Below are 11,806 nucleotides of genomic sequence, written 5' to 3' on the forward strand. Positions count from 1 at the left end.
ATCCTAATCAAGGAGGGGAAGCCGATGCAAGAAAAAGAAACGTGGTTTCCAAAATTTAAGCCTTACCAAGGCAATCTCGATACCACACCCGTGCAAACATATGAATATCTGCCGGCTGGAAAAAGTATTATTCTCGGGTTGCAGCATGTGTTTGCCATGTTTGGCGCAACCGTGCTGGCACCCTTATTAATGGGGTTTGATCCCAATCTCACGATTTTCATTACTGGGATTGGGACCATTTTATTTTTCCTGATCACGGGCGGTCGATTGCCTAGTTATCTGGGATCCAGCTTTGCCTTTATTGGTGCGGTCGTCGCAGTGACGGGGTATTCCGGAGTTGGTGCGAATCCTAATATCGGACTGGCGCTTGGCGGTACCATTGCTTGTGGTATTGTCTATGCCTTGATTGGTCTGCTGGTCATGAAAACCGGTACCAACTGGATTGAAAAACTGATGCCGCCAGTAGTGACAGGCGTGATTGTGATGATCATTGGTTTGAACCTGGCGCCAGTCGCAATTAAGAGTGTTTCAGCGAACCAGTTTGATTCGTGGATGGCTTTAATCACGATTATCTGTATCAGTGTGATTGCTGTGTTTACCCGCGGGATGGTACGCCGTCTATTATTGTTATTGGGCTTATTATCTTCCTACCTGATTTATTTCCTTTTCACCAATGTGATGGGCTTCGGACCTGCGATTGATTTTACCAAGGTCAGTGAAGCCGCATGGTTTGGTTTGCCAAATTTCCAGAGTCCGGTCTTTGAAATAAATGCCATGCTAATGATTGCACCAGTGGCCATTATTCTGGTTGCAGAAAATCTGGGACACTTTAAGGCAGTCTCTGCGATGACCGGTAAAAACCTGTCACCGTATATGGGACGCGGTTTCTTTGCTGATGGGGTGTGTACTTCATTGTCAGCTTCTGTCGGTGGTACAGGCATGACCACTTATGCCGAAAATATCGGTGTAATGGCAGTCACCAGAGTTTATGCAACCACTGTATTTGTCTTTGCTGGTATCTTCGCAATTTTACTCGGACTTTCGCCTAAATTTGGCGCAGTGATCAGTACCATTCCAGTGGCTTTATTGGGTGGTGCATCGATTGTCGTATTTGGTCTGATTACGGTGGCTGGTGCGAAAATTTGGGTAGATAACCGTGTTGATTTCACCAAGAACAGTACGCTGATTATTGGTGCAGTCTGTCTGATCATGGGTACAGGGAACTATAGCTTGCAGATCGGTGGTTTTGATCTGGGTGGTATTGGTACCGCAACCTTAGCCGCAATTCTATTGAATCTATTCCTGAACCGTGGTGAAGATAAAGAATTACCAGCATCTGAACCAGCTGAAACTGTAACCGAAGTTGAGGCTAAGCCAGTCGTTTAAAATGAGGAGCATTTTTTGAGTCATACAATTGCATTTTTAGGACTCGGGGCAATGGGCTGGCATATGGCCTCCCATTTGCCAAAACTCGGACATCAGGTGTGGGTCTGGAACCGTACTGAACAGAAAGCTGTAGCGCATGCCGAAACTTTTGTAACGCAGGCAGTTGGTATTGAGCAGGCGGTTCAGGCAGATTTTATCTTTTCCTGTTTACCGACCAGTCAGGATGTAGAAGCATTAATTGCAGCTCATCCACCCAAACAAGGTGCAATCTGGATTGACTGTACCAGTGGTGTACCGGAATCAGCACAGAAACTGGCGAAGCTCTTGGAGCAACAAAGCAGTTTTTATCTGGATGCACCGGTTTCTGGCCAAACCGTTGGCGCAGAAAAAGGCACTTTAACTATGATGGTCGGAGGCAATGAACAAGCCTTTGAACAAGTCAAGCCGATCATTGATGCCTTTGCAGGTTTGATTGAATATGTGGGAGAAAGCGGTTCTGGTTTTGCGGTAAAAGCCGTGAATAATACCTTAATGGCGACTCACTTATGGGCATTGGCTGAAGGGCTGACTGTGCTGAAAGGGCAGGGAGTTGATTTAAGCAGTGCGTTGAACTGTATTAATCATTCCAGTGGTAAAAGCAGCATGTCAGAAAATATCATGGCACAGCGGGTTTTAAGCCGTGAGTTTCATAAAACCTTTGCGCTGGATTTATTGCAGAAAGATATTGGTATTGCTTTGGAACTAGTGCAACAGCAGCAATTGGATTTATCAGTGATGTCATTGGTGCAACAACAGTTCCAGCAGATTGCCAAGCCACAGGCCAGCCAGTTGGATTTCTCCGCTGCGGTGCAAGGCTTAGAACAACGTACACAGATTGAATTAAGGGGTTAGAGTCTTTCTTATAAATTGCTATTCATAGAAAAACCATTATTTTGAATTAAATCCATAACGACAGATTTTATTATCAAAAATATGAAAAGCCGAGAATTTAATAACTCTCGGCTTTCTTATTGATTATTAATTTAAATAGCTTAAGCTAATGTTAAACCTTCCTAGGCTTCAGAAATTTACAGTCTATATTCATCTTTTAATTCTACTGATTCGTTTCATATTCCTGAATGACTTCAAGCGCGGCACGAAAGGCTTCCTGGGTTGCCGGTGCACCGCAGTAAGGCAGGCTATGCAACAACACTTCCTGAATTTCCTCAACCGTTGCGCCGTTATTTAGGGCACCTCGCACATGACCTTTTAGTTCAGTGGGACTTTTTTGCGCGGTTAGGAAGGCAATGGTAATTAAAGAACGATACTTACGCGGTAATACACCTTCACGTTGCCAGGTCGAACCCCAGGCATGTTCATTAATCCAGTCCTGTAGAGGCTGGGTAAAAGGCACAGTATTTTCCTGAGCACGCTGCACAAAGCTTTCGCCCATTACTTCGGTACGGACTTTCAAGCTATTTTCATAATCTTGTTGTGACATGCTTTATCCTCAGTTTTATTATTGCTTTAGCTTAACGCTTTTAAGCTAAAATACTATCGTGCCATAATCGTAAAAAAGGGCTGAAAAGCCACTTGTAAAGCTTCCAGAGTAAAGTAATAAAATGACTTCACTCTGGAATTTATGACACCTTAAATTCAAGTTTTATTTAAGGTGATACTGAGTGTGAAGGATCAGTTTGCACTGAAGTATCCGTTCCTTTGGCATCTTCCTTGATGAGATACGGATTCTCAAGCTCTAATACCTCATTCAAATGCAGATCAAAGACATCGGTCAACATGCTGTCATAGCGGCGCGCATTATAGTGCAGCAGTTTTTCTGCTTCCTGATCATTAATAAAGCCTTGTAGCTGTGCATCGGCTACATGCTCAGCAAAACTGAGTCCTTTAAATTGTCCTTTATTCTCTGCTTTTTTAAAACGATCCCAAAGCTGTTCAATGTCCAGTAACATGGCGAAAGTAGATTCCATACGGCCAGTGACATCATTTTCATGAGTATTGTAATAGACATGCTTTTTCAGGACCTGACGGAAAGCATTGTCTTCCATCATACTATTCGCTACCTGTTGTTTCAGCTGGTCTGATGGTTTCTGTACCGGACGGCCAAATGGGAAACATAACAGTTTGACCATGCCTGCTGCTGCGCCTACTGGGAAGTTGGCAAACAGATCAAAAAATGCTTCTTGCGCTGTATACAGAGATTTTTCTACCGCAAGCTGTGCATGCAAACGCTCATCTTCAGTCTTTTTGCTATGTTCAAAATATTTTAGAATCGAGGAAGCAATAAACAGATGTGCATGAATATCGGCCAGACGACCCGAAAGCATTTCCTTACGCTTGATATCCCCTGCGAGTAAACCTAGGCACATATCCGCAGTTAAAGCAAAGTTGGCACTCAGCCGGTTAATGATCTTGTAATAAGGATGGGTAAAGTCAACCGCACTTTGCGGCGCAGCACTGGAGCCACCTGTAAAGGCATAGGCAAAGGAGCGGGCAGTCCGGTTAAAGGTGTAACCCAAATGCTTAAACAGCAAGTTATCAAAAGGATTTAGAGCCGCTGCCGGATCTTCTGCCTGTAAGAGCTGTAACTCCTCATAAAGATAAGGATGGCAACGCATTGAACCCTGACCAAAAATCATCAAGGAACGACTGAGAATATTGGCGCCTTCTACAGTAATTGAAACAGGAATCGCCTGATAATAAGGTGCCAGAAAATTACGCGGACCCATCTGAATGGCGCGGCCACCGACCACATCCATACCGTGATTGACCACTTTACGCATGCCTTCAGTCGCATAATATTTGGCAATCGCAGTCATTACTGCAGGCTTGCCGCCCTGATTCAGACCACAGGTGACCAGATAGCGAAAGGCCTCCAGCATATAGGTGTCACTGGCGATTTCACTATTGGCTTCCTGTACCCCTTCAAATTTACCGACTGAAATCTTGAATTGTTGACGGATACGAGAGAAAGCACCGACATTTAAATAAGTCATTTCTGCCGTAGACGTAGATAGCGCTGGTAGGGAAATGCCACGACCAACCGCCAGACATTCCATCAGCATGCGCCAGCCTTTACCGGCATTTTTGACGCCACCAATAATCCAGTCCAGTGGAATAAAGACATCTTTACCTTCAACTGTACCATTCATGAATGGTGGTCCCGGGTTATGCCGTGGTCCCACTATTACGCCTTCATGACTGGCAGGGAGCAGGGCACAGGTAATGCCGTATTCAGTCTGTTCACCCAAGAGATGATCAGGGTCATACATTTTAAAGGCCAGGCCTACGACTGTCGCGATTGGGGCTAACGTAATCCAGCGTTTGGAAAAATTCATTCTCAAGCCCAGAACTTCCTGACCTTCAAACTGACCATAGCAGACTACACCGGTATCAGGAATCGCACCGGCATCCGAACCGGCTTCTGGACTGGTCAAACCGAAACAGGGAATTTCTTCACCGCGCGCCAGACCTGGCAAATAACGGTTTTTCTGTTCTTCAGTACCGTAATGCAGCAATAACTCACCCGGACCGAGAGAGTTCGGCACCATGCAGCTTACGGCGGTGGTGAGCGAGCGTGAGGAAATCTTGCTCATCACCCGGCTTTGGGCAAATGAACTGAAGGCGCGACCGCCGTATTCTTTGGGAATAATCAGACCCAGAAAACCATGGTCTTTGATGTATTGCCAGATGTGATCAGGCAGCGCTTTTTGCTCATGAATTTCCCATTCATCCAGCATGCTGCACAAGGTTTCAACTTCATTGTCCAGAAAGGCTTGCTCTTCTAGCGACAGCTTTGGATAAGGATAGCTGTTAAAGGTTTCCCAATTCGGTGCACCCATGAACAGCTCTTTTTCCCACCAGCTGGTCCCGGAATCCAGTGCTTCGCGTTCTGTTGGACTAATGCTCGGCATAGCATTGGCCAGTGTTTTATAGGCCGGTTTGGAAATGAATGACATGCGCAAAGGTTCGATCATCACTACAAGGCTAATCAGGATGAGCGGAATACCGAGAATAAGTGACCACGGGCTAATAAAGGCACAGACTACTGACATGACAATTAATGCAATTGCACCCGCGCTACGAGAGAGCTGAAAATAGAAAACCGCCCATAAACTAAGTAATAGCAGTAGTACAGCAAATATAAATAGCATTGTTATAGTTCTCCAGATTTATACAACGCTGCCTGTGCCGAGATCTCATAGAATTTTTGTCACAGTTCATTCATTTTTTTTGTCGCTTGAGGATCGGACAGGTTCAGCATTGCACGTGTGAGAATGATCGTTTTCAAGTCTTGCAACGATATTTTTAAATCTTTCATCTATTTTTGAGATTGTTTGAAAAATGCTCAGTCTTCAAGTGAGAACGCGCAAAGAAATGTGAAGATAAGTAATGACTTAATCTTATCTAAAATAAAAAATGGGGTTTAACACTCAGTAAAGATTTAAATTGAAGAGATAAAAAAGCCCTCTACAAGAGAGGGCTTTTATTTCATTAGTTTAAACAGGATTAAGCTTCAATGGCCTGAACTGCAATTTTCTTGGCAGGGTCAACTTTACGGCGCACTGCTGGTACAGGTTCGCCATTGTATTGGCGGTCGGCAAAGTAGCTTGAACGAACCATTGGTGCTGCCCAGATATTACGGAAGCCCAGTTTTTGGCCATGTTCGGTATAACGCTCGAATTCTTCAGGTGTTACGAAGCGGTCAATCGCTGCATGTTCTTTTGAAGGCTGCAAATACTGACCAATCGTCACATAATCCACGCCATGCGCATGTAAATCATCAAGCAGAGCAAGCACTTCTTCTTCAGTTTCACCAATACCGACCATGAGACCACATTTGGTTGGTACGTCCGGGCAGTATTCTTTAAACATTTTTAGCAGGTTTAAAGAGTGCTGATAGTCAGAACCTGGACGCATGGCTTTATATAAACGCGGTACAGTTTCGATATTGTGGTTAAACACATCTGGCGGACATTCAGTCATGATACGCAGCGCGATATCCATACGGCCACGGAAGTCCGGCACCAGAATTTCGAGTAAGGTATTTGGGCTTAGAGCACGTGCTTCTTTAATACAATCGACAAAATGCTGTGCACCGCCATCCAGTAAATCATCACGGTCTACCGAAGTGATTACCGCATATTTCAAACCCAGGTTGGCAATGGTCTCAGCCATATGACGCGGTTCATCTGCATCCAGTGCATTTGGACGGCCATGAGCCACATCACAGAATGGACAGCGACGGGTACAGATATCGCCCATAATCATGAAAGTCGCAGTACCGCCACCAAAACATTCAGGCAGGTTTGGACAGGCGGCTTCTTCGCACACCGTATGTAATTTTTGCTGACGTAGTGTGGTTTTAATACGTTGAACTTCTTCAGGTGCCGCCATTTTCACCCGGATCCAGTCCGGCTTACGTGGCGTTTCAACCGTAGGAACAACTTTTACAGGAATGCGGGCAACTTTTTCCGCACCGCGAAGTTTGACGCCCTGTTCAGGTTTACGGTTTTCAGACATATTCAACTTTTCCACTGTTTTTGAAGGGGGAGATACTCAAAGATAGCGCAGTTATTATAACGGACTTCGTTCTAAATAGGGCAAAAAGGGGTATTCATTTAAAAAATGTTCTTATCAAGCAATATATGTGAGTTAAATACACCAAATCAACAGGATTTACGTCATAATAAGAGTGTAGATTAAAGTGAATTTTTTAATTTTGAGGAGCGTTGAATGCCACGTAAAAAAGAGGTCGTTAGTGGGACTTTCGTTAAATATGATGCGGTAGTTCTAGGTTCGGGCCCTGCGGGCGAAGGCGCGGCAATGAAACTTGCCAAATCTGGTAAGCGTGTTGCAATCGTTGAGATGCGTGAACAGCTGGGTGGCAACTGTACCCATGTCGGTACGATTCCAAGTAAAGCATTGCGTCAAACAGTATCCAGTATTATCCGTTATCAACGTGATCCACTGTTTCAAAAAGTTGGGGACTGGAAGCAGTTCACCATGAAGCAAGTGTTGCGTCATGCACATAAAGTTATTCAACAACAAGTAGATACACATTCACGTTTCTACGACCGCAATAAAATTGATATTTATCATGGTCGTGCCTACATTCAGGATCAAAATACCATTTTTGTATTTAACCCAGATGGCATTAAAGAAACGCTGATGTTTAAGCAACTGGTCATTGCCAGCGGCTCGCGTCCATATCGTCCAGACATTCTTGATTTTAATCATCCACGTGTATTTGATTCAGACAAAATTCTGGATCTGGACTATTCCATCCAGAAAATCATCATTTATGGCGCAGGTGTAATCGGTTGTGAATATGCCTCGATCTTTATTGGTTTGGGACATAAAGTTGACCTGATCAACACCCAACACAAACTTTTAAGCTATCTGGATGATGAAATCTCTGATGCGCTGTCTTATCACTTGCGTGAACAGGGTGTGCTGATTCGTCATAATGAACAGATCGACTTTTTAGAAACATTTGACGACCATGTGGTGATGCACACGCAAAGCGGCAAGAAAATTAAAGCCGACGCGATTTTGTGGTGTAATGGCCGTTCAGGCAATACCGATGGTCTAGGCCTTGAAAATGTCGGCCTGAAACCGAACAGCCGTGGTCAATTGACTGTGAATGATCAATATCAGACTGAAGTAGAAAATATCTACGCTGCCGGTGATGTGATCGGCTGGCCTTCGCTAGCCTCTGCTGCCTATGACCAAGGTCGTTGCGCGGGTGCCAACATGAGCGGCGAGAAAGACGTTGCACCGGTGACTGATATTCCAACCGGGATTTATACCATTCCTGAGATTTCTTCGATTGGTAAGACTGAACAGCAGCTGACTGAAGAAAAGATTCCGTATGAAGTCGGTCAGGCATCATTCCGTCATTTGGCACGTGCACAGATTACCGGTGATACCATGGGCGAATTAAAGATTCTGTTCCATCGCGAAACGCTAGAAGTTTTGGGTGTACATTGCTTCGGTAATAATGCTTCTGAAATTATCCATATTGGTCAGGCGGTCATGAACAGCCCGAATAATACGATCAAGTACTTTGTAGAAACCACGTTTAACTATCCGACCATGGCGGAAGCGTATCGTGTAGCGACACTGAATGGTATGAACCGTTTATTCTAAGTGAGATATTTGACTTAGACAGAAAAACCGCAAGTCTTCACTTGCGGTTTTTTTATTGGAATTGATTAAGTCAGTCAAGTTGATCAAATTGAATTTTTAAGCAGCCATTTTTCGGCATTCTTCAGCACAGCGGCGGCATGCTTCGGCACATTGCTGACAATGTTCATGTTGGTGCTTGCCACATTCTTCTGCACAGTAGTCACATGCTTTGGCGCAAAGTTCACATATCTCATGTATGAATGGAGACTGCTTTTGTTCCATACGGGCACACAGCTGACAGATATCTGCACAATCCAGACAGCGCTGGATACATTCCCGCATCATGTCTAAATCTTCTTCTTTAAGACAGGCACTGACACAGTTAGCGCATGCCAGGGAACAGTTCATACAGGTTTGAACACAATCTGAAAATTGAAGCTGATTCATTGTCGTTTCCTCTTTCCATAGGTTTATTACTGATTTTCTAATACGCTAAGCAGAAAAAGGAAAATACACTAGGCAGATTAGGTGAGGAAAAGTAAACAGGCACTTTGTTTTGTTAAAGGATTTACTTCCATATTTATATTCAGAACCAAGAATGTTGATTGTTTGAAAAAATAAAAAACCATTGAGGCGGTCAAAGTCTCAATGGTACAGGATTTAAATATGAGTCATTATTATCGAAGGTTGTAATGTCCTTTCTTATTATTCGGATTTTCTGGTTTTTAAAATGGGCGGCTACCGGCCAGACTGATGCGTTTCAATAAACGGCGCTGATCCGCCGGGAATGGACGGCGTGAGTGCAAAGTCACCTGATTGTCCCAGAACACGATATCGCCCACTTCCCAATGATGTTCATAAGCGAACTCAGGTTTTGAAATATGCTCACGTAATTTTTCGATCAGTTGACTGCCAGCCTGATCATCATAATTGACCAGCTCGACCTCGGTATGCGTGTTTAACCAAAGCGCTTTACGGCCAGATTCAGGATGGGTCCGCACCAGTGGGTGCGGATAGGCATGACTTAATATGGGCTGATCTTTAAAGCGATACAGCGGACTATTACCGTAACCTTGATCAACAGCCTGATCTTTAGTTTTTTGATGGCGCACAAAAGGGTTATAAGTAATCAGTTGCAGCTGATCGATCTCTACCTTGGTTGCTTCATCGAGTGCATCATAAGCTTTAATGGTGTTGATCCAGCTAGTCTGCCCGCCGTCCTGAGGCAGTTCAATTGCATACAGAAGGGAACCAAAAGAAGGTAGGGGTGTCCATTGATGATCGGCATGTGGAGTGAGTTCACCATGCCCGGTATAATCTCCCTGACCGACGGCATTGGAAACCGGCACGACATCGGGTGGAACACCGCTATCGGACTGCGCAGCCAGTACCGGTGTGTCTGCACCTGGGCGGAAAATGGAACCGAAATAAGTTGAAAATGCCAGATACTGCAAATCATCCAGACTTTGCTGTTTGAAGATCAAAATCAGGTGCTCGGCCAGCGCCTGTTTTAATTTCAGAATGGTGTCAGATGACTGTGCTTTACGGGCATCCAGACCATAGACCACTGCGCCTAAGGCCTGATCTGTTTGCGGTACAATCTTGATTTCAGCCGGATGTTGAAATTGATCTTGCTGATGCCAGCGTGGGGCATCATGAATCGCTTGTGAAAGTTGGGTTAAGCTGGTCATTATCAAGTCTCAGAATTTTCTTATTGATCAAAATCTAAGAAAATTCCAGACTGAAATAAAATCAAAAGAAATGATAAGTTTATGAATAATCTAATATTTTTACTATTTAGTTGATTTTAAAACATTTAACTTATTGTGCGATGGATTGCGCATTTTCTGCTGAGGATATTCCAGCAGTTTAGTGTGCGCAAAAAGCCTGATTAAAATATTCAAACAGCTGAGGGGTTTGAAACCACAGTCCAATCGACAAAGCCAGTAAAAGCAGGATTGCCACCACAATCGAGAGTTTGAGTTTCAACAGAGAATCAGTCATGGACGATTTGCTCCTCATTGACCCAGAAATGCACCAGTACGCCAAAAATGCTGAGGACAATTGATAGCATCCACACCGCATTATAATTGCCGCTCAAATCATGGTTGACTCCACCGAGCCAGCCACCGAAAAACGAGCCAACCTGATGGGTGAAAAATACAATACCACTGAGCATGGTCAGATATTTCACCCCGAACATATTGGCCACAATGCCATTGGTCAGCGGAACGGTCGATAACCAGAGTAATCCCATAATGACACCAAAGCTATAGACTGTCCATGTGCTGAGAGGCAGCATGAGAAAGGCAATAATCGCAATTCCACGCAGGGCATATAATCCCATTAGCAGATGCGGTTTGGAATATTTTCCACCGAGCCAGCCGGCGGTATAGGTGCCTAGCACATTAAACAGACCCACCAGTGCCAGAAAAATTGTACCAGTTATGGCATTAAAGCCATGATCAATCAGATAGCCAGGCAGGTGAATGCCAATAAAAACGACCTGAAAACCACAAACAAAAAAGCCCATAGCCAGAAACCAGAAGGGTTTATGATTTTTCACCACCACCAGAATCTGTTTAAAACTGAGTGAGACTTTAGTGGGGGTAGCGGCCGCGTTGGGATGAACATACATCGGTGCTTTCAGCATCCAGGCCAATGGCACAATCAGTGCAATTAAAATGGCGCTGACTATCAGCGCCGCTGACCAGCCAACATTCTGTAATAGCAGAAGAGTTGAAGGCAGCATGATAAACTGGCCAAAAGAACCGGCTGCACTGGCAATACCCATCGCCAAACTGCGCTTTTCTGGTGGGGCAGCACGTCCAACTGCAGACAATAACACCGGAAATGAAGTAGCAGACAGGGCCAGACCCAGAATCAGACCCACACTCAGATTTAAAAGTAAGCCGGTCGAGCTGACTGCCATTAACAGTAGACCGATGGTATATAAGGCTCCGCCTACAGCTACCACAATCTTGCTGCCATATTTATCGGCAAATGCCCCGGTAATCGGCTGCACTGCACCCCAGATCAGGTTTTGCATGGCAATGGCCAAGCTAAAAACATTATGACCCCAGCCAAACTCTTCGCTCATCGGCACCAGATACAAGCCAAATGCATGACGTACACCCAGTGACAGTGCCAAAATGATGGCGGATCCAATCAGCATAAAAATAAGAGCTTTGGAAAATTGACTGTCAGCCATACGTCATTCATGCCTATAAAATTGATATGTATAGTATTCGATTCAAGCAAGAGAGGCGATTAAATAAATATTGATCAAAAG

At 44.5% G+C, this 11,806-nt stretch carries 10 protein-coding genes; 3 read left to right on the top strand and 7 right to left on the bottom strand.

Translation table 11 applies throughout. The annotated features are described in order from the left end of the window. Positions 1–24 precede the first annotated feature (24 nt). Positions 25–1,386 (top strand): pyrimidine utilization transport protein G, encoded by a 1,362-nt coding sequence (rutG, locus tag NI468_RS01245; RefSeq protein ID WP_253099185.1) that lies wholly within the window; start codon positions 25–27, stop codon positions 1,384–1,386. 51 nt (positions 1,387–1,437) lie between these two features. Continuing rightward, positions 1,438–2,277: an NAD(P)-dependent oxidoreductase gene (locus NI468_RS01250; RefSeq protein ID WP_253099249.1), complete on the top strand. Its 840-nt coding sequence runs from the start codon at positions 1,438–1,440 to the stop codon at positions 2,275–2,277. 202 nt (positions 2,278–2,479) lie between these two features. Here NI468_RS01250 and NI468_RS01255 read toward each other — a convergent pair whose 3' ends face one another. The 3 genes from NI468_RS01255 to lipA all read right to left on the bottom strand — a co-directional run bounded on the left by NI468_RS01255 (position 2,480) and on the right by lipA (position 6,906). Beyond that, the gene (locus tag NI468_RS01255) at positions 2,480–2,866 is read right to left on the bottom strand and encodes a carboxymuconolactone decarboxylase family protein (RefSeq protein WP_253099187.1); all 387 of its coding nucleotides are present in this window, start codon (positions 2,864–2,866) and stop codon (positions 2,480–2,482) included. A gap of 166 nt (positions 2,867–3,032) precedes the next feature. Then, positions 3,033–5,537: an acyl-CoA dehydrogenase gene (locus NI468_RS01260; protein ID WP_253099190.1), complete on the bottom strand. Its 2,505-nt coding sequence runs from the start codon at positions 5,535–5,537 to the stop codon at positions 3,033–3,035. Between the two features lie 355 nt (positions 5,538–5,892). Then, the gene (gene lipA, locus NI468_RS01265; RefSeq protein ID WP_004730131.1) at positions 5,893–6,906 is read right to left on the bottom strand and encodes a lipoyl synthase; all 1,014 of its coding nucleotides are present in this window, start codon (positions 6,904–6,906) and stop codon (positions 5,893–5,895) included. A 213-nt stretch (positions 6,907–7,119) separates the two neighbouring features. Here lipA and sthA point away from each other — a divergent pair, with 213 nt between their 5' ends. Next, entirely contained in the window at positions 7,120–8,535 is a 1,416-nt protein-coding gene (gene sthA / locus NI468_RS01270) for a Si-specific NAD(P)(+) transhydrogenase (RefSeq protein ID WP_004646501.1), read from the top strand. A gap of 96 nt (positions 8,536–8,631) precedes the next feature. Here sthA and NI468_RS01275 read toward each other — a convergent pair whose 3' ends face one another. From NI468_RS01275 to NI468_RS01285, 4 genes are all read right to left on the bottom strand, one after another. After that, a complete protein-coding gene (locus NI468_RS01275) occupies positions 8,632–8,961 on the bottom strand; it encodes a four-helix bundle copper-binding protein (RefSeq protein WP_253099192.1) in 330 nt (109 codons plus the stop codon). A gap of 278 nt (positions 8,962–9,239) precedes the next feature. Then, a complete protein-coding gene (locus NI468_RS01280) occupies positions 9,240–10,205 on the bottom strand; it encodes a TauD/TfdA dioxygenase family protein (RefSeq protein WP_253099194.1) in 966 nt (321 codons plus the stop codon). Positions 10,206–10,383: 178 nt separating this feature from the next. Then, entirely contained in the window at positions 10,384–10,518 is a 135-nt protein-coding gene (locus tag NI468_RS16240; protein WP_262457471.1) for a hypothetical protein, read from the bottom strand. Further along, the gene (locus NI468_RS01285; protein ID WP_253099197.1) at positions 10,511–11,725 is read right to left on the bottom strand and encodes an MFS transporter; all 1,215 of its coding nucleotides are present in this window, start codon (positions 11,723–11,725) and stop codon (positions 10,511–10,513) included. The genes NI468_RS16240 and NI468_RS01285 overlap by 8 nt, the downstream gene beginning before the upstream one ends. Between the last annotated feature and the right edge of the window lie 81 nt (positions 11,726–11,806).

The sequence above is a fragment of the Acinetobacter lwoffii genome (assembly GCF_024129355.1).
Classification (GTDB): Bacteria; Pseudomonadota; Gammaproteobacteria; order Pseudomonadales; family Moraxellaceae; genus Acinetobacter; species Acinetobacter lwoffii_I.

What these genes read in the sequence shown, in the direction of transcription:
- NI468_RS01255 (WP_253099187.1), bottom strand. Translation starts at nt 2,866, where the DNA reads ATGTCACAACAAGATTATGAAAATAGCTTGAAAGTCCGTACCGAAGTA.
- NI468_RS01275 (WP_253099192.1), bottom strand. Translation starts at nt 8,961, where the DNA reads ATGAATCAGCTTCAATTTTCAGATTGTGTTCAAACCTGTATGAACTGT.
- NI468_RS01250 (WP_253099249.1), top strand. Translation starts at nt 1,438, where the DNA reads ATGGGCTGGCATATGGCCTCCCATTTGCCAAAACTCGGACATCAGGTG.
- NI468_RS01280 (WP_253099194.1), bottom strand. Translation starts at nt 10,205, where the DNA reads ATGACCAGCTTAACCCAACTTTCACAAGCGATTCATGATGCCCCACGC.
- NI468_RS16240 (WP_262457471.1), bottom strand. Translation starts at nt 10,518, where the DNA reads ATGACTGATTCTCTGTTGAAACTCAAACTCTCGATTGTGGTGGCAATC.
- NI468_RS01260 (WP_253099190.1), bottom strand. Translation starts at nt 5,537, where the DNA reads ATGCTATTTATATTTGCTGTACTACTGCTATTACTTAGTTTATGGGCG.
- rutG (WP_253099185.1), top strand. Translation starts at nt 25, where the DNA reads ATGCAAGAAAAAGAAACGTGGTTTCCAAAATTTAAGCCTTACCAAGGC.
- NI468_RS01285 (WP_253099197.1), bottom strand. Translation starts at nt 11,725, where the DNA reads ATGGCTGACAGTCAATTTTCCAAAGCTCTTATTTTTATGCTGATTGGA.
- lipA (WP_004730131.1), bottom strand. Translation starts at nt 6,906, where the DNA reads ATGTCTGAAAACCGTAAACCTGAACAGGGCGTCAAACTTCGCGGTGCG.
- sthA (WP_004646501.1), top strand. Translation starts at nt 7,120, where the DNA reads ATGCCACGTAAAAAAGAGGTCGTTAGTGGGACTTTCGTTAAATATGAT.